At 38.2% G+C, this 17,726-nt stretch carries 15 protein-coding genes and 1 other RNA gene; 8 read left to right on the forward strand and 8 right to left on the reverse strand.

What is annotated here, in order from left to right:
* Window positions 1-52: 52 nt before the first annotated feature.
* A complete protein-coding gene (locus tag ACFIKX_RS02310; protein ID WP_375628849.1) occupies window positions 53-682 on the forward strand; it encodes a DapH/DapD/GlmU-related protein in 630 nt (209 codons plus the stop codon).
* A 56-nt stretch (window positions 683-738) separates the two neighbouring features.
* Here the strand turns inward: ACFIKX_RS02310 and ACFIKX_RS02315 are convergent, their stop codons facing one another.
* From ACFIKX_RS02315 to ssrA, 5 genes are all read right to left on the reverse strand, one after another.
* Window positions 739-3,078 (reverse strand): ATP-dependent helicase, encoded by a 2,340-nt coding sequence (locus tag ACFIKX_RS02315; protein ID WP_375628851.1) that lies wholly within the window; start codon window positions 3,076-3,078, stop codon window positions 739-741.
* 120 nt (window positions 3,079-3,198) lie between these two features.
* Window positions 3,199-3,450, reverse strand: a complete 252-nt coding sequence (locus tag ACFIKX_RS02320; protein WP_375612010.1) for a ribbon-helix-helix domain-containing protein — start codon at window positions 3,448-3,450, stop codon at window positions 3,199-3,201.
* A gap of 10 nt (window positions 3,451-3,460) precedes the next feature.
* Window positions 3,461-3,643, reverse strand: a complete 183-nt coding sequence (locus ACFIKX_RS02325; RefSeq protein ID WP_375612011.1) for a DUF4169 family protein — start codon at window positions 3,641-3,643, stop codon at window positions 3,461-3,463.
* Between the two features lie 8 nt (window positions 3,644-3,651).
* Window positions 3,652-4,203, reverse strand: coding sequence for an SspB family protein (locus tag ACFIKX_RS02330; RefSeq protein ID WP_375612012.1), 552 nt, complete (start codon window positions 4,201-4,203; stop codon window positions 3,652-3,654).
* Window positions 4,204-4,382: 179 nt separating this feature from the next.
* Window positions 4,383-4,739: a transfer-messenger RNA gene (ssrA, locus tag ACFIKX_RS02335) on the reverse strand.
* A 97-nt stretch (window positions 4,740-4,836) separates the two neighbouring features.
* Between ssrA and ACFIKX_RS02340 the strand changes: the two genes are divergently transcribed.
* Entirely contained in the window at window positions 4,837-5,142 is a 306-nt protein-coding gene (locus tag ACFIKX_RS02340) for a DUF2853 family protein (RefSeq protein ID WP_375628854.1), read from the forward strand.
* A gap of 68 nt (window positions 5,143-5,210) precedes the next feature.
* Here the strand turns inward: ACFIKX_RS02340 and ACFIKX_RS02345 are convergent, their stop codons facing one another.
* The 3 genes from ACFIKX_RS02345 to ACFIKX_RS02355 form a co-directional block, all read right to left on the reverse strand.
* Window positions 5,211-6,518, reverse strand: coding sequence for an MFS transporter (locus ACFIKX_RS02345; protein WP_375612014.1), 1,308 nt, complete (start codon window positions 6,516-6,518; stop codon window positions 5,211-5,213).
* A 654-nt stretch (window positions 6,519-7,172) separates the two neighbouring features.
* Complete coding sequence (locus tag ACFIKX_RS02350) at window positions 7,173-8,483, reverse strand: MFS family transporter (protein ID WP_375628856.1); 1,311 nt, start codon at window positions 8,481-8,483, stop codon at window positions 7,173-7,175.
* A 953-nt stretch (window positions 8,484-9,436) separates the two neighbouring features.
* Window positions 9,437-10,744 carry an MFS family transporter gene (locus tag ACFIKX_RS02355; RefSeq protein ID WP_375612016.1) on the reverse strand — a complete coding sequence of 436 codons (1,308 nt, stop codon included), beginning with the start codon at window positions 10,742-10,744 and terminating at the stop codon, window positions 9,437-9,439.
* A gap of 213 nt (window positions 10,745-10,957) precedes the next feature.
* Here ACFIKX_RS02355 and ACFIKX_RS02360 point away from each other — a divergent pair, with 213 nt between their 5' ends.
* From ACFIKX_RS02360 to miaA, 6 genes are all read left to right on the forward strand, one after another.
* Entirely contained in the window at window positions 10,958-11,752 is a 795-nt protein-coding gene (locus ACFIKX_RS02360) for a thymidylate synthase (protein WP_273722957.1), read from the forward strand.
* Complete coding sequence (locus ACFIKX_RS02365) at window positions 11,749-12,258, forward strand: dihydrofolate reductase (protein ID WP_375628859.1); 510 nt, start codon at window positions 11,749-11,751, stop codon at window positions 12,256-12,258. Before ACFIKX_RS02360 ends, ACFIKX_RS02365 begins: the two co-directional genes overlap by 4 nt.
* Before the next feature lie 119 nt (window positions 12,259-12,377).
* On the forward strand, window positions 12,378-13,505 hold the full coding sequence (gene hflK / locus ACFIKX_RS02370; RefSeq protein WP_375613382.1) for an FtsH protease activity modulator HflK: 1,128 nt from the start codon (window positions 12,378-12,380) through the stop codon (window positions 13,503-13,505).
* Between the two features lie 2 nt (window positions 13,506-13,507).
* Window positions 13,508-14,446: a protease modulator HflC gene (gene hflC / locus ACFIKX_RS02375; protein WP_375628861.1), complete on the forward strand. Its 939-nt coding sequence runs from the start codon at window positions 13,508-13,510 to the stop codon at window positions 14,444-14,446.
* 151 nt (window positions 14,447-14,597) lie between these two features.
* On the forward strand, window positions 14,598-16,121 hold the full coding sequence (locus tag ACFIKX_RS02380) for a Do family serine endopeptidase (RefSeq protein WP_375628863.1): 1,524 nt from the start codon (window positions 14,598-14,600) through the stop codon (window positions 16,119-16,121).
* Between the two features lie 705 nt (window positions 16,122-16,826).
* Entirely contained in the window at window positions 16,827-17,699 is an 873-nt protein-coding gene (gene miaA, locus ACFIKX_RS02385) for a tRNA (adenosine(37)-N6)-dimethylallyltransferase MiaA (RefSeq protein ID WP_375613384.1), read from the forward strand.
* The last annotated feature ends 27 nt before the right edge of the window (window positions 17,700-17,726 follow it).

Raw genomic sequence — 17,726 nt, forward strand, 5'->3', positions numbered from 1 at the left:
CTTGATTGGTATGTCTTTCCATATCTATTGATAAAACATTGGTGAAAGATGTATGAATATTGAGAAAGATCTTCGATTTCATGAAAGTGAACCTCGTATCCATACGACAGCGCGGCTGCATGGTTGTAAATTAGGGCGCTATGTGGAAATTAATGAGCGGGTGATTTTACGGGATGTAACCGTTGGAGATTTTTCTTATTTAGAGCGTAATAGTGAGGCTATTTATAGCGATATTGGGCGTTTTTGTTCTATTGCATCTCATGTACGGATGAATGCGTTGGAGCATCCTATGGAGCGCGTTTCAACGCATAAAATAACCTATCGTCCAAACGAATATTTTCGTTATATGGCATTAGATAGTGGTTTTCGTGAAAGGCGTTGTGCAAAACGTGTTATTATTGGGCATGATGTGTGGATTGGACATGGTGCGGTTATTATGCCTGGAGTGACAATTGGTCATGGCGCTATCATTGGCGCGAACGCTGTTATAACGAAAGATGTTATGCCTTATACGATTGTCGTTGGGGTGCCTGCTAAGCGATTGCGGATGCGTTTTCCCAATCATGTGATAGAATGCCTTTTAGATATGGCTTGGTGGGATTGGCCACTTGATAAAATTCACGACGCATTGCCTGATATGCAAAATTTGCCCATTGAAGCCTTTGTTCGCAAATGGAAATGATAGTCAGAATAAAACAAAATGATCTCTTGGAAAAACGGATCATGGTTTGCTTGTAATTAAGCTTTGTTTACAAAATTATCTAGTACACGCTTTTCTCCGGCTTTTTCGAACATTATTGTCAATTTATGATCGTCTATTGCTGTAATATAACCATAACCAAATTTTATGTGAAAAATCCGATCATTGACAGAAAAATCTGATGGTGTATGAGAGATTGATTGAGAGATAACTTTCCCTTCAATATTCTTGTTTTTTTGTGCACGCTTTTGTCTTGCTGTTGCATAGTCATTATAAAAGGAATCGTGATGTTGAAAGGAAGATTTTCCATAACCACCATAGGATGTTTCCATTTCTACAACTTCTATATGTTCTGCTGGTAATTCATCTAGAAAACGGGAGGGAAGAGCAGGTTGCCAAAGTCCATGAATTCTTCGATTCGATACAAACCATATATGCAAATGTTTTTTTGCTCTTGTTAGACCTACGTAAGCAAGACGCCGTTCTTCTTCTAATCCTGAACGTCCACCTTCATCTAATGAGCGCTGGTGGGGAAAGAGTCCTTCTTCCCAACCTGGAAGAAAAATTGTTTCAAATTCAAGCCCTTTGGCTGAATGAAGTGTCATGATGTTGACTGCATCCATATTTTCATTATTTTCCGTTTCCATAACGAGTGCAACATGTTCCAAAAAACTTTGAAGATTTTCAAATTGTTCCATGGAACGAATCATTTCTTTAAGATTTTCTAGTCTTGTAGGAGCCTCTGGTGAACGATCTTCTAACCACATGGTTGTATAACCAGAATCATCAAGGACGATCTCGGCAAGTTCTCTATGAGGAGTGTCTTGAAGCATATTTTGCCAGCGGCGGAAGTTTTCAATAAGGCTTCGTAACGCACTGCGTGCCTTAGGCTTTAATTCATCTGTTTCAATGATGTCAGCGGCAGCAGAAAAGAGAGGAACAGCACGTGCACGTGCACTCTCATAAAGAATGCGCAGGGTTGCATCTCCTATGCCGCGTTTGGGTGTATTAATAACACGCTCAAAAGCTAAATCATCAGTGGGTTGGACAACAACGCGTAAATAAGCCATGGCATCACGTATTTCCATTCGCTCATAAAAACGAGGACCACCAATAACGCGATAATTAAGGCCAAGTGTTACAAAGCGATCTTCAAATTCACGCATTTGAAATGATGCGCGTACCAATATAGCCATATGATTTAATGCATGACCGGTTTGTTGTGCACGTTCGATTTCTTCTCCAATTGCTCGTGCTTCTTCTGCCGAATCCCATGCTGAATGAATTTTTACCTTTTCTTCCTCGCTCTTTATTTGAGCAGAAAAAAGGACTTTTCCCAGTCTTTCTTCATTATGCGCAATGAGATGGGAGGCGGTTTTGAGAATATGAGATGTTGAGCGATAATTGCGTTCTAGACGAATAATTTTAGCAGAAGGAAAATCTTTTTCAAAACGTAATATGTTTTCGACTTTTGCACCACGCCATCCATAAATGGATTGATCATCATCGCCAACACAACAAAGATTAACATGTTGACCTTGAGGATGTTGAGCCAAAAGGCGAAGCCAAAGATATTGTGCTGTATTTGTATCTTGATATTCATCGACAAGAATATAACGAAATTGAGAATGATATTCGCGAAGAATATCTGGATTATGTTGGAAGATAGAGATAGAATGAAGTAGAAGGTCACCAAAATCACAAGCATTAAGATCTTTTAATCGATTTTGATAACTGTGATAAAGTTCACGTCCCATGCCGTTACCAAAGGAATGAGCATCACTTTTTGAGATATGTTTTGGTGAAAGTCCTTGATTTTTCCAAGAATCAATCATCATGGCAAGGTTTCGTGCGGGCCAACGCTTATCGTCTAATCCTTCAGCTTGAATAAGTTGTTTTAAAAGTCGAAGAACATCATCGCTATCAAGAATTGTAAAGTTTCTTTTTAAATCAACAAGCTCTGCGTGACGGCGTAAAATTTTAGCTCCAGTGGAATGAAAGGTTCCAAGCCAAGGCATACCTTCAACAACTTCTCCAATAAGTTCACCAATACGTATTTTCATTTCACGTGCTGCTTTGTTGGTGAAAGTGACAGCAAGTATTTGCTGAGGAGAAGCAAGTCCAGAGCGTAAAATGTGAGAAATACGGGTTGTTAAAACGCGTGTTTTTCCTGTACCAGCACCTGCAAGAACTAAAAGAGGTCCCTCAGTATTCATAACAGCTTGTTGCTGTTCTGGATTGAGTTGTTCTAAATAGTCTGTGTTATATGATTTTTGTTCTTTTAGAGTATGGGAGAAAAAACCAGAGCTCTTCTTATCATGGTCTGGAGGGGAATCTTCTTCAAAGAAAGGTATGGTATGATCAGAAAAATTACTCATTATCTCTCTTTTGTAGTCTTTTTTTTATTGAAGTTCTAGATTAAAAAAACTTCTCTTAAAAAGTCACAACAGTTTCAGTTGAACAGACAGAAAGAGAACGTAAAAAAATAAGCACAAATATTAAAGGCTTTGGGTGAGAACGCTTTGAAGGGCATAAACGCGTAACGAAGCCGAAAGATTTACTTGTTGTGGTCTTTTGCTATCAATATCGGTAATAATAAAGGCTAAAGATTGTCCTTTTTTGCGGGCTATATCTTTTAGAATATCTAAAAATGGTGGTTCTAAAGAGACGCTTGTTGCGTGTCCATCAACGCGAACAGATATCTTTCGTGGAATGACTTTTGACCAATCGATAGAATTATTTTCGTGCATTTTTCCACCTTTATTCGTCGTTTCGCAAACGATTTTGATCAAGAAATTTTTGCATTTTTAAAGATTTTTGCTGCTCAAAATTTTTTTCAGTTTTTGTTCGTCCAAAACGATAACGATTTTGCTCAGCACAAAGAGATTTTTCTGTACGTTTTTTTTGTTTTCGAAATTGGCGAAGATTAATCAATTCAGTCATGAGAAAAATTATTTTTTCCGAAAGGAATCTAAAGAGACAACATCAGCACTTTGATTTTGTTTTGCATCGTTATTTGAAGGTTCTTTATTTGTACTGAGATTTTGTTCTTTTGTAAGCGTATTTTCTTTTTTTTGTTTGTTTGATAAGGTAATAGGCGTAGTTGAGGTATTTTCTGAATTTTCACTTTCTCCAGAGGTCAGATTTGAGGGCAGATCAAATGCTGCTTCAAATGCTGCTACAGGATCATAAAAGACCTGAATGGAAGTAAAAGGAATCACGAGCTTTTCGGTTATTTCCCTGAAAGAGAGGGTTACTTCGAAAGCTGTTTCTGAAACACTGAGATCTCTAAATTGATGTTGTAAGACGATTGTCATTTGCTCGGGATAGCGATTTTTTAGCCGAGGAGAAATTTTAACGCCTGGGGCATTTGTCAAAAAAGTTATAAAAAAATGATGATTTCCCGGAAGACCTGCTTTGGCAACTTCCGATAAAACTTTACGGATAACTCCACGAAGCGCATCCTGAACGAGAATATCGTAACGGATTTGATCTTTAACCATCGAAGTTTATTCCTTTTATTTCACGTAGCAGAATGGGGCGTATTGATATTGTGTGACAGAATATATTTTAAATTAGCAGATTTTTTCTACGATGCACCTCAATAAATCGAATAAATACGAAACTCTATGGTAAATAATGTCTGATAATGTCTGAAAGATCAATCAACAACATTTAAAAAAGTGAAGGCTTCTGTTGCCAGGTGCCTCCGAACCCCGCTTAAACCTGCGACGGTTTAAGACTTAAATTGAAACATTCACACCACCTTAAGCAGCGAGACGTGCTTCCGCATAGTTGTCATTTGCAACTACTCATTTAGCCCGATAACGGTGGTACAATGCCGAGTAAAAGAGCGATCTTTACACCCTTGTCGATCCTATTTCGCCCCCACCAAAATATAATTTTGGTTTCTTATATTTTGGTGGAGGCGCCGGGTACCGCCCCCGGGTCCAATAGGTTTATTTCACCGTCCATTTATTACCATAGCTGGTAAACCAGCCCTCTAAATATAGATGAAGAACAGTCTTAGGAAAAGGGGGGGTTGTTAATATTTTTAATCCTCTAATTATTTATGGAGCTATATGATGCGGCTGTAAAGTATAGTCCGCTCATTTTTGGAGAGGAGATGATGCAAAATGACAAATAATTTAGCAGATATTAAACTATATGATTCAAATCCCGATGAGGCAGCAGTAGAACGACTTAGCCGTCGTTTAGCTTTAGTGATGAAAAAGCAGGATGCAGCGCTTGTTGCTACATCGGATCCAAAAGAGTTAGAACGTGTTGAAAAATGGGTTCAAGATGTTTTAGAAGCCAATGAGAAGAGTGCTAAAATGGCTGTTTCAAAAGTGGCTGAGATGATGTCTGGAGAGCGTAGAAAAAGTCGTATGACTTTTTATTATCTAGTTGCTAAGCAACTTAATGCACTTCATAAAATTTAAACAATATTAAATTTGTGATAATGATAAAAAAAGCCCAATTTCTTGGGCTTTTTCGTTGATAAAAAGGGTTAATGTTTTTCATCCTCTTGGAGGTAGCCTCCTTTACGCATACTCGGGACAAAGAGAAGAGCAATGAATGCCATGATCATCACGACGGTTATATAAAAATAAAAGAGTGATTCATGACCGTACTTTTTTAATCCAAGCGCAACGTATTCAGCAGAACCACCAAATAAGGCGTTGCCAATGGCATGAGAGATGCTAACGCCTAATGCGCGTATTGAAGAGGGAAACATTGCTGATTTGACGACACCAGAGATGGATGTATACATGCTCATAATGAAGAGCAAGCCAATAATGACGGAAAAGGCAACCCATATACTATGCGTATTACCGATTATCCAGAGTCCAGGAAATGTAAAGATGACAGAGAGTATACTCCAAATGATAAGTAAAGTTTTTGTTCCAATTTTATCGGCTATGATACCAGCTATGGGTTGGAATAGGATGAAAATAAATAGTACAGCTGTCATAATCGTTGTTGCGGTATGTTTATCAAAGCCGGTGGTTGTGATCAGATATTTTTGCATATAAGTCGTAAAGGTGTAAAATGTGAGTGATCCTCCTGATGCAAAGCATGCAATTACGACAACGGCTTTTGTATGCTTGGTGAGAAGTTCCTTAAGACTGCCAGAGTGTTTGTGAGAGCGGCTTTCTTTCGTGGTTGTTTCGTGGAGAGAACGACGCAGATAAATCGCAATCACTGCTCCGAATCCACCAATTACAAAAGGAATGCGCCATCCCCATGCTTTTAACTGATCTTCAGAGAGATAAGATGCTAGAATAAATATAATGAAGCTGGCAAGAAGTTGACCTGTAATAAGGGTGGCAGATTGGAAAGAAGCAAAAAGCCCACGATGTTTTTTGAGGGCAACTTCGCTCATATAAGTGGCTGCTGTACCATATTCACCACCTGCTGAAAGTCCTTGCATCATCCGAGCTAAAAGTAAAAGGATTGCTGATGTTACTCCTAAGGTTTCATAGGTGGGAAGTATGGCGATGAAAAAAGAGCCACCACACATCATAAAAATGGATATAAGCATCGAGCGTTTACGTCCATAACGATCGGCGACAAACCCTAAAAACCAAGCTCCAATAGGGCGCATAAGAAAGCCAATAAAAAACACACCTGCGGTTTTTAACAGTGGCGTAATCGTATCACCATCGGAGGGAAAGAATTGTGATGCAAAATAAATTGATGCAAATGAGTAAACGTAAAAATCATACCATTCTACGAGATTTCCTGATGCGCTTGCTATAATAGCAAAAACACGTTTTCTTGCATCCTGTGATGCTGAAGTTGTTTCATTTTTCATGAATTGTTCCCCTTTTGGATTTATAGTTCATATTTTCTAAACATAATTGTTTATGATTTCCAGAAAAATTCAATGGTATTATAATAATTTCTTAGGGAAACTCTTTAAGATGATTTATTAGAGTTATGTTGTCATTCGTTTTAAGATTTTTACTTGTGTTGTAGAATAAAAAGTTATCACATTGCATTTAAAGGGAGAGAACATTGAAAAGTAGATCAAGATACCTTTAAACTTGATGAGAAGAATGCAATTATTGGAATCATACCGGAAGATTATAGAAGAGATGGTCTTTATGAGCAGAAAGCCCAAAAACTGAAGACATTTCATAAAGCTTAAATAACGTAAAAGGGGATTTTTGTGTCCTTACTTATCTTGTTGTATCATAACACATCATCATTTAGGAGGGTGAGGTAAGCCTCAGATAAGGTTTTCCGTATGAGGTGTTTTTTAGATATCGTGATAAATATTTAGGGTAGGGCTGCCCATAGAATCTTATCAAGTAAATTACATAAAGAGGGCAGTAACTATAGACAATTTAAGAGAAACTAAGTTGTTTGTAAGACGAATGTAGGGCGGGCTTTTCGTTCTTTACTAGGGTGGAGAGGAGATCAAAAAAAGCCCAATTTCTTGGGCTTTTTTATTCAGAAAATAAGTTTAATGAAGTCTATCGTCTTTATCGAGATATCCTCCTTTATCTATATCGGGCATAAGAAGAATAGAGATGAGTGCAATGACCATCATACCAACGATGTAAAAAAAGAAAACAGATTCGTATCCCATATTTTTTAATCCAAGCGCTACATATTCAGCAGAACCGCCAAAGAGTGCGTTGCCAATGGCAAAAGCAAATCCAACACCAATTGCTCGGATTGAAGCAGGGAACAATTCTGCTTTTATGATACCAGCAATGGACGTATAAAAACTCATAACACAGAGTATTCCAATAATAATTAAGAGTGCTGTCCATGGATTATGGGCATTACCGATCATTTTAAGTACAGGAATGGTGCAGATAATGGATAATGCCCCCCAACTAATGAGTGAAGCTCTTGCTCCAATTTTATCGGCTAGGGAACCAAAAAGGGGTTGGAGTAGCACAAAAACAAAGAGGGCGGCAGTCATTATCGTTGTTGCGGTTTGTTTATCAAAGCCCGTGGTTGTGATCAGATATTTTTGCATATAAGTGGTGTATGTATAAAATGTGAGAGATCCACCAGCTGTAAAGCCAACAACCAAAAAGAAAGCTTTTTTATGATTGCGAAAAAGTTCTTTAAGACTACCAGCGTGTTGTTCAGAGCGGCTTTTGTGGGTTGTTGTTTCATGGAGCAAACTACGCAGATAAATTGCAACGATTGCTCCAAAGCCACCAATGACAAAGGGAATACGCCATCCCCATGCTTTTAACTGATCCTCGTTAAGGTAAATGGCTAAAATAAATATTATAAAACTTGCGAGAAGTTGACCTGAGATCGTTGTTGCATATTGAAAAGAAGCAAAGAGCCCGCGACGATTTTTGGGTGCAACTTCGCTCATATAAGTTGCTGCTGTACCATATTCACCGCCAACGGAAAGTCCTTGAAACATACGGACTAAAAGGAGAAGAAATGCTGCTGTTATTCCCAAGGTTTTATAAGTGGGAAGTATGGCAATGAGAAAAGAGCCACCACACATCATAAAAACAGAAATAAGCATTGAGCGTTTACGTCCATAACGATCCGCAATGTATCCAAAGAGCCATGCTCCAATTGGACGCATAAGAAAGCCAATAAAAAAGATTCCTGCCGTTTTTAACAGTTGTGTAACAATATCTTCATCTTCAGGAAAAAATTGTGATGCAAAATAAACCGATGCAAAGGAGTAAGCATAAAAGTCGTACCATTCTACCAGATTTCCTGATGCGCTGGATATGATAGCAAAAATACGTTTCCTTGTATCATGTGGATCTAAAGTTGTTTGATTATTCATGAAGTATTCCCCTTTTAGATTTATAACTTTTCTTCTTTTAAAGCTATTTACGATGTGCATTATAAAAACGCCATTGTATCATGATAATTTTTTAGGGAAACATAAAGATTTTTTCTAGAGCTATCAGTGGTGTTTTGGGCTCATGGTGTTGTTACATTGCGTAAATCATACGCTTTTTACTATCCTTAAGGAAATATTATTTTTTGTTTGATTGTGAATTATTTGCATATGCAGAGTGTTTATGAAGATATGATACTCTTTAGTTTATATGCTTGATGTTGTTTCGTAAAATGATGTTATTGACTATTTCATGCGAGGTTGGTGTATCTGTTAAAATACTTTTTATGAATGAGCTTAAGTGTTAAGGGGGAGTACAATATTAAGAGTTCGTCAAAAGTATAATGATAGCGGCTTGCACTTTTATTAAGTGTAAAGAGAGTAATGTTCATGTTTATATTTTACGGGGCTTTTACGTTATGTCCTTCATGGGTGCCGTTGTGAAATGGAGTTGGGTGCATTGAGAAATGTTTCTCAAAAAAGTGTGCGAATTCATAATATAATGGTATTTTCTATTTTCATGAAAGAATTTGTTTTGCATGAGGGGTACCATTAAGAACGTATTAAACAAAATCATGAGTGTAATCTTTATTATTGATAAAATTATCTTGAAAGATAATCACTTTTCTTCGATTTTGAGTGGGCATGGGAATATTAAAATAAATCAAACGTTTTTTATCTTCAGTGAATTAAATTCAGCTAAAGAAGTATTTATTACATAATAATATGAAGCCATTTATTTTTATAAGCGGCGTGTGCAGGAGGGAACATTGCTTCTTTAGAGTGTTTGAAGGGATAAAAAATTGTGAGCTTTAAACTTCTATCGGAAAGAATATAAAAAAAAGCCCAGTACTCTGGGCTTTTTTGTTAAAATCCTTGTTTGTTAACATTAAAGGTTAATGAATATCGTCTCCTTGTAAATACCCTTTTTTGCGAGCATCTGGCATTAAGAGAACAGCAATGAATGCAATAATCATCATGCCGGTTATATAAAAATAGAAGACAGATTCATATCCAAGATCTTTTAATCCAAGTGCGACATATTCAGCAGAACCGCCAAACAGTGCGTTGGCAATAGCATAAGAGAGCCCAACTCCTATTGCTCGTACTGAAGCAGGAAACATTTCTGATTTTACAATGCCAGAGATAGATGTATAAAAGCTCATAATGCAGAGCATTCCAGTAATGACTGATAAAGCAATCCATGTACTATCAGTACTACCAATCATATTAAGTCCAGGAATGGTAAAGATAATAGATAAGACACTCCAAATAAGGAGTGAAGTTCTTGTTCCAATTTTATCTGCAAGAGCACCAAAGAGGGGTTGGAGTAACATGAAAACAAAGAGTGCAGCTGTCATGATTGTTGTGGCTGTATGTTTATCAAAGCCAGTGGTTGTGATCAGATATTTCTGCATGTAAGTCGTATAGGTGTAGAATGTGAGCGATCCTCCAGCTGTAAAGCCAATAACCAGAAAGAAAGCTTTTCGGTGGTTGCTCAGAAGTCCCCTAATACTACCAGCTTGTGCACTAGAACGACTTTCTTTGGTCGTTGTCTCATGGAGTGTGCGGCGTAGATAAATCGCAACAATTGCACCGCATCCACCAATGGCAAATGGAATACGCCAGCCCCACGCTTTTAGCTGATCTTCGGTGAGATAAAGCGCTAAAATGAATATAACGAGACTGGCTAGAAGTTGACCACCAATCAGTGTGGTATATTGGAAAGAGCTAAAAAATCCGCGGCGATTTTTGAGGGCGATTTCGCTCATATAAGTTGCTGTTGTACCATATTCACCACCGACAGAAAGCCCCTGAAGCATTCTGAGTAAAAGTAAAAGAATTCCTGCTGCCATTCCAATGGTTTCATAGGTAGGAAGTAGGGCGATTAAGAACGAACCACCACACATCATAAAAACAGAGATAAGCATTGAGCGTTTGCGTCCGTAACGATCGGCAATGAAGCCAAAAAGCCATCCGCCGATTGGGCGCATAAGAAAACCAATAGCAAAAACACCCGCCGCTTTTAAAAGTTGCGTAACGTCATTGCCATCTGAGGGAAAGAATTGTGATGCAAAATAAATAGATGTAAAGGAATAAACATAAAAGTCATACCATTCTACTAGATTACCTGATGCACTGGACACGATAGCCCAGATACGTTTTCTTGTATCATGTGGTTTTAAAGCTTCTTGTTTTTCCATAGTCGATCCCTTTATTTGATGTTCATCCATCTTTGTTCATTTATGTCATTTTTTTAGAAGCTGTCTATAGTATTTTATCTTTTGCATCAAAAATTTAGTTAGATCATGATAATTTCTTGTGTAAGATGTTTTTGGAAAAAGATTTGAATTATGTTTGTACGGATTTTACAGTTTTTATTTTCTATAATAAGAAGAATCGGACATAATACCCTCATGAAATCATATCTTGCTCTTTTATCTCATGTTTTAAATCAGGGTATTGATCGGACAGATCGAACGGGTGTTGGAACGCGATCTATCTTTGGGTATCAGATGCGTTTTGATTTACAAGCAGGATTTCCGTTGTTGACAACAAAGAAACTACACTTACGTTCAATTATTTATGAACTTTTGTGGTTTCTTAAAGGCGATACAAATATCGCTTGGTTGAAAGAGCATGGTGTGTCAATTTGGGACGAGTGGGCTGATGAAAAGGGAAATCTTGGTCCTGTTTATGGTTATCAGTGGCGTTCTTGGCCCGCTCCTGATGGACGCCATATTGATCAAATTAACAATCTTTTAACGATGATTAAGGAGACGCCAGATTCTCGTCGCTTGATTGTATCAGCTTGGAATCCTGCATTAATAGAGGAAATGGCGTTGCCTCCGTGTCATTGTCTTTTTCAATTTTACATTGCGGAGGGGAAATTATCTTGTCAACTTTATCAGCGTTCGGCGGATATTTTCTTAGGTGTTCCATTCAATATTGCATCCTACGCATTGCTAACGATGATGATTGCGCAAGTAAGCGGTCTTAAAGTAGGCGATTTTATTCATACTCTGGGAGATGCTCATCTTTATTCTAATCATTTTGAACAGGCAAAATATCAATTGTCTCGTATACCAAATGCTTTGCCATGTATGCGCATAAACCCAGCGGTAACAGATCTTTTTTCTTTTCAATTTGAGGATTTTGAGTTGCTTAATTATGAAGCACAACCCCATATTAAAGCGCCGGTAGCAATATGACGATTTCCATTTGTTTAATTGCTGCTGTTGCAGAAAATGGTGTTATCGGTCGTGAAGGTGCCATGCCGTGGCATTTATCGACGGATTTGCAACGCTTTAAAGCTTTGACGTTGCGTAAGCCCATTATTATGGGAAGAAAAACTTGGGATTCTATTGGGAGACCTTTACCAGGGCGTACAAATATCGTCATTACGCGTGATTGTACCTTTTGTGCTGAAGGGGCTGATGTTGCTCACTCTTTATCGCAAGCTTGTTCTCTTGCAACAAATGTTGCTTCTCAAAATGATGTAGAGGAAATTTTTATTATTGGTGGGGGTGAAATTTTTCAACAAGGGTTGCATATGGCTGATAAAATATTCCTTACAGAAGTTTTAGCTTCTATAGAAGGTGATAGTTTTTTTCCTGTTTTTGATAAAGAAAAGTGGACTATTGTGCAAACACAAGATATTCCAAAAGGGGATAAAGATAGTCATCCGACACGTTTTGTTGTTTATGAGCGGAAATAATTTTTTGTAATATGAAGTGAAAGGGTTTATCAGTTGTATTGTAATGAGGTAAGAGACACCCTATAAGATCAAGCAAATGGTTGGTGTTCGAGTAGTGGTAATCAGTTAAAGAGGTGATAATGCCCTGGACAAATCAAAATGGTGGTGGCCCGTGGAGTGGCGATAAAAACAGTGGTGACAAAAAGACACCAGCTAAGAATCTCTTTGGTTCTGGTGGCGAAAATGGTCCTAATCTTAATGAAATTTTGCGCAAAGGGCAGGATCAGTTTAAACAATTCGGGAGAAGCAGTTTTTCTGTTTTATTCCTTCTGCTTATTGTGTTTTTTTGGCTATACCAGTCAATTTATATTGTTCAGCAAAATGAACAAGCGGTAGAGTTGCGCTTTGGCATCCCTAAAGAAGGCATTATTGGTGATGGGTTGCATTTTCATTTTTGGCCAATTGAGACCTATATGAAAGTACCTTTAACGGAAAAAACAATCGCGATTGGTGGGAAGCCCGGTCAGGCGCAACAAAGTGATGGTTTAATGCTTTCGAGTGATCAAAATATCGTTAATGTTAATTTTTCCGTTTATTATCGGATTTCATACCCTAGTCAGTTTTTATTCAATGTGAATGATCAAGAGGGAACTGTCCGCCAAGTTGCTGAGAGTGCAATGCGTGAGGTCATTGGTTCGCGGCCGGTTGATGATGTTTTACGTGACAAGAAAGAAGAAGTTGCTAATGACGTTAGAAAGATTATCCAGTTGACTGTGGATAAATATCAACTTGGTGTCGAAATAAGCCGTGTTTCTATCAGTGAAGCTGCTCCTCCGACAAAGGTTGCTGCTGCGTTTAATTCTGTTCAGCAGGCGGAGCAGGAACGTGGAAGAATGATTGAAGAGGGGAATCGTGTGCGTTTTACGAAAATTGGTTTAGCAAATGGTGAAGCTTCACGCACACGGGAAATCGCAAAAGGTGAAAAGGCACAAATGGTTGAAGAGGCAACAGGGCGTGCTGAACGTTTTCAGGCGATAGCTCGAGAGGCTGCGATTTCACCAGAAGCTGCTCGCTACCGTCTCTATATGGAGACGATGGGGCGGATTCTTTCTTCACCAAATAAGCTGGTTCTTGATCAGGCAAATTCTCCAGCGGTGCCTTATTTACCTTTGAATGAATTGTTGCGTAGCAAGTCATCGGAAAAAGTAAAGGCAACAGCAGCGCGTCCTGCGTTACTCTTAGATTCTCGTATTTCTGGAGGAGATTAATTATGCAGCAATCTCGCTTTTTGTTTGTTTTTAGTGCTATAGTGTTTGTTTTGATGATTTTGTGGATGTCCGTATTTATCGTCTATCCTCGTCAACAAGTAGCAATTAAGCGTTTTGGACAAATTGTTCAGGTAGAATCTAATCCTGGAATCTATTTCAAGGCGCCCTTTATCGATAAGATGATCATTGTTGATAATCGGTTATTGCGTTACGATGTTCCTACACAATCTGTACAGGTTCGTGGTGGTGCGTATTATGAGGTGGATGCGTTCTTTATTTACCGTATTACAGATCCTAAGTTGTTTTTACAGCGCATTGCTTCTGGGCGTCCACAAATTGCGGCACGTGAAAACCTTGCACCACGGTTTATTGACGCTTTGCGTGCTGTTTATGGTAAGCGAGAATTTAAAGCAGCCTTATCGGATGAACGAGGCGCGATGATGGCTGAAGTACAGAAGCAATTTTCTGTAGATGCAGGTTCGTTGGGTATTGCCATTGTTGATGTGCGTATTCGTAAAACCGATTTGACTGATGCTGTTTCAGAAGATGTCTATCGGCAAATGGCAGCTGAACGTGAAGCTGCTGCGGAAAATATCCGGGCTCGTGGTCAGCAGGAGCGAGATCGTATTGTGGCAGAAGCTAATCGTGAATATGAAGAAATTGTAGCAGCTGCAAAGCGTGATGCTGAAATTACCCGTGGTGAAGGTCAAGCTGAAAGTATTCGTCTTTTATTGAATGCGAGGGAGGCTAATCCGTCTTTTTACGATTTTTGGTTGGCGATGGAACAATACAAGAATTTAGAGAAAACACCGATGGTGATTTCTCCAAATGAGGATTTCTTTTTCTATTTTCGTAATCCGCCGCAGGCAAATAAAGCATTCTTACCGACAATGAATACTGGCCTCAGTAAAACTGATCCAAAATCGGGAGAGAATAGATAAAATAATGGATTGCAGATACGAGATTTTGCATGAAAAGAATGATCTGTGACCATTTTCTTTTATGGTAAAAGTGGTAGAGAGTATCGAGCCGTGCTGGTTTTACGTAGATAAATTTAGTGGGGCTCTTTGCATCTTTGATTAAAGGCATGTCATGGATAGAAGTGTCGTGAGTAAAAATACGTTTTTAAAGTTTTTTATCACAAGAGTTGTTTTTTGTGTGACTTTGTTTCTATCAGGATCAGTGAGTTTGTCTTGGGGAGCCGAGACAAGCAAGGCATTGCTTTCTATTCCTGATTTAGCTTCTGAGCTTTTGGAAACAGTTGTGAATATTTCCACGGCGCAGACTGTTGAAGGAACAGAACAGGATGCAAACACCTCGGTACCCGTTATCCCAAAAGATTCATTGCTGGAGGAATATTTCAGTGATTTTTTTACACCCAAGGATGGTCAAAAAGATAGTCAATTTCAAAAGGTGCGTTCTTTAGGGTCTGGTTTTGTGATTGATGCGCAAAAAGGGATTATTGTTACAAATTATCATGTTATTGTAGATGCTGATGATATTGAAGTTAATTTTACGGATGGGACAAAACTAAAGGCAAAGCTTCTTGGAAAGGATAGCAAAACTGATTTGGCGTTGCTTCAAGTCGATGCAGGAAGTAAAAAATTAAAAGCTGTGCGTTTTGGTGACTCAGAAAAAGCACGTATTGGTGACTGGGTTATGGCTATTGGTAATCCTTATGGTTTTGGTGGAAGTGTGACGGTTGGTATTATTTCTGCACGTAACCGTGATCTTAATGCTGGTCCCTATGATAATTTTATTCAAACAGATGCAGCAATTAATCGGGGAAATTCTGGTGGGCCGTTATTTGATAGAAATGGTGAAGTCATTGGCATTAATACAGCAATTGTTTCACCTTCGGGAGGATCTATCGGTATTGGATTTGCTATTCCATCGGATATGGCTCTTTCTGTTATTAATCAATTGCGTGATTTTGGAGAAATAAGGCGTGGTTGGTTGGCTATTCGTATTCAGCCGGTAACAGAGGATATTGCAAAAAGTTTAAAATTGGACAATGCTGTGGGAGCATTGGTGGCTGGTAAAATAGAACAGACGGAAGAAAATAATGTAGATAATAGCCAGTTACAAACTGGAGATGTTATTCTTTCCTTTGGTAATTCCAAAATTAAGCATGCACGTGATTTGCCGCGTTTAGTTGCAGAAAGTTCAGAAGGAAAAGTGGTGGACGTTACTATTTTACGCAATGGGCAAGAAGCAACAGTAAAAGTTAAGCTTGGACGTTTGATTGAAACAGATCCAAATGAAGATACAGAAGAAGTTGATGATAAAAAAAATCAAGATCTGTCGAAAAACGTGACAATGCAATTTATGGGAATGACGTTATCTGAACTGACAGAGGATTTGCGTCATCGTTATTCAATTTCAGATAAACTTCGAGGACTAGTGGTGACATCTGTTGCACAAAATAGTGCCGCGGATAAAAAGCGTATTCGCGTTGGTGAAGTGATTGTTGATATCAATCAGAGTTCTATCACAACAATTGATGAGGCTAAAAAACGTATTCATAAATTACGTGAAGCTGGACGCAAAAATGCTCTATTTATTGTAGCGCGTCCAGATGGAGAGTTACGGTTCGTAACGCTCCTAATGGATTGATCCTTAAAAAATTATTTTTTGTTTTTTATCAGCTTTAGTGTGTGGGATATTTTGCAAGTCAGCCATGTGATGTCCAATATTTCTTAAGCTCATTTCACGATAGAGAGCATGGGGTGTGCAATATAAAATCCATTGGAAATCATTATATCTTTATGCTGAATATCAAAGTATAAATTGGTGTCATCATAGTATTTTTCAGTTCTCAATATTGTAACAGCCTAGACTTTGAAATGCTGCATAAGAGATATTGGTACACCTTTCTTAAGTCCATTTTTATCTCTGCTTGTGATGCGCAAGTAAATGGTATTGATATGATACTTTATGAGGCTCTTATTATAAACCGGCGTAGCATGCTATTTTTATAGGAAAAAATAAAGCTATTTGATTGTATAGATTAAACTTAGTATTATTTTCATAAATGATGACAAAGAGTATATTTTTAATGGCCTTAACGGACAGAATTATTATAGCTGTGGTTTGTTATTGAATTATGATAGCAAAAAATGCTTGGAAATTCCTTTGGTGTTGTTATTAAGTCCATTTTTTCTTTTTTATAAGTTTCATAAGGGGCTTTGTCTTAAGGGGAATTTGTGTTCGTATTTTTGTTTGAAGTATTTACTCTATGATAATGGAGAGAAAATACAGGAAGGCTTTGGGGGTGTCTGCATGTTGCAATAAGTTATTGATTGGGAGAAATTGCTATTCATGACACAGAGAACAGTTACATTAATAGCAGGGCCAACGGCAAGTGGGAAGTCAGAACTTGCCTTGCAAATGGCTCAAGAAAAAAATGCTCTCATTATTAATACTGATTCAATGCAGGTTTATGATGTTTTAAATATTTTAACGGCACGGCCGAGGGAGGCTGACACCGCGATTGTTCCCCATTATCTTTATGGTCATGTGAGTCCTACTTTGAACTATTCAGTAGGGCAATGGTTGTGTGATGTCGAGAAGCTATTGGCTACTTTTTCTTTAAGATCAGTTATTTTTGTTGGTGGAACAGGACTTTATTTTCGTGCTCTTTTAGAGGGGATTTCGGAAGTCCCTCATGTTCCAGATGTTGTGCGGCAGAAGTGGCGTTTGCTGCTTGATAAAGAGGGACCTGAAAGTCTTTATCGCCAGTTGTTGCAGATTGATGCTGTTGTTGCTGAAAAAATTTCTTCGCACGATAGGCAGCGTATTGTACGTGCTTTGGAAGTTTATGATGCAACCGGTAAGTCGCTCAGTTGGTGGCAGAAACAAAAAACAACACCTCTCATTGCGCCAAATTTGACCGAAAAAATTCTTCTCATGCCACCACGTCCTCTGCTTTATGAACGTATTCATAAACGCTTGGATTCTATGATTGAAAGAGGAGCTTTAGAAGAAGTGGTGGCTATGAAAAAACTTAAACTTTCCCCTTCATTACCAGCAATGAAGGCTATTGGTATACCTGAGTTTATGGCTTATTTGGATGGATATAGAAGCTTTGAGAGTGCTCTTGAAGCGGTGAAAATACAAACGAGGAGATATGCAAAAAGACAAATGACATGGTTTCGTAATCAATTTGATGAAGAATGGATGCTTACTTTTTGATAAAAGAGTTAGAGCTTTGCAAAGAAA

Source organism: Bartonella sp. CM86QHHN (assembly GCF_042194695.1).
Taxonomy (GTDB): Bacteria; Pseudomonadota; Alphaproteobacteria; order Rhizobiales; family Rhizobiaceae; genus Bartonella.

Excerpts from the sequence above, each read along its gene's own strand:
- ACFIKX_RS02320 (WP_375612010.1), bottom strand. The coding sequence starts at position 3,450 with ATGCACGAAAATAATTCTATCGATTGGTCAAAAGTCATTCCACGAAAG.
- ACFIKX_RS02340 (WP_375628854.1), top strand. The coding sequence starts at position 4,837 with ATGACAAATAATTTAGCAGATATTAAACTATATGATTCAAATCCCGAT.
- ACFIKX_RS02350 (WP_375628856.1), bottom strand. The coding sequence starts at position 8,483 with ATGAATAATCAAACAACTTTAGATCCACATGATACAAGGAAACGTATT.
- ACFIKX_RS02345 (WP_375612014.1), bottom strand. The coding sequence starts at position 6,518 with ATGAAAAATGAAACAACTTCAGCATCACAGGATGCAAGAAAACGTGTT.
- ACFIKX_RS02355 (WP_375612016.1), bottom strand. The coding sequence starts at position 10,744 with ATGGAAAAACAAGAAGCTTTAAAACCACATGATACAAGAAAACGTATC.
- hflC (WP_375628861.1), top strand. The coding sequence starts at position 13,508 with ATGCAGCAATCTCGCTTTTTGTTTGTTTTTAGTGCTATAGTGTTTGTT.
- ACFIKX_RS02315 (WP_375628851.1), bottom strand. The coding sequence starts at position 3,078 with ATGAGTAATTTTTCTGATCATACCATACCTTTCTTTGAAGAAGATTCC.
- ACFIKX_RS02310 (WP_375628849.1), top strand. The coding sequence starts at position 53 with ATGAATATTGAGAAAGATCTTCGATTTCATGAAAGTGAACCTCGTATC.
- ACFIKX_RS02360 (WP_273722957.1), top strand. The coding sequence starts at position 10,958 with ATGAAATCATATCTTGCTCTTTTATCTCATGTTTTAAATCAGGGTATT.
- hflK (WP_375613382.1), top strand. The coding sequence starts at position 12,378 with ATGCCCTGGACAAATCAAAATGGTGGTGGCCCGTGGAGTGGCGATAAA.
- ACFIKX_RS02380 (WP_375628863.1), top strand. The coding sequence starts at position 14,598 with ATGGATAGAAGTGTCGTGAGTAAAAATACGTTTTTAAAGTTTTTTATC.
- ACFIKX_RS02330 (WP_375612012.1), bottom strand. The coding sequence starts at position 4,203 with ATGGTTAAAGATCAAATCCGTTACGATATTCTCGTTCAGGATGCGCTT.
- miaA (WP_375613384.1), top strand. The coding sequence starts at position 16,827 with ATGACACAGAGAACAGTTACATTAATAGCAGGGCCAACGGCAAGTGGG.
- ACFIKX_RS02325 (WP_375612011.1), bottom strand. The coding sequence starts at position 3,643 with ATGACTGAATTGATTAATCTTCGCCAATTTCGAAAACAAAAAAAACGT.
- ACFIKX_RS02365 (WP_375628859.1), top strand. The coding sequence starts at position 11,749 with ATGACGATTTCCATTTGTTTAATTGCTGCTGTTGCAGAAAATGGTGTT.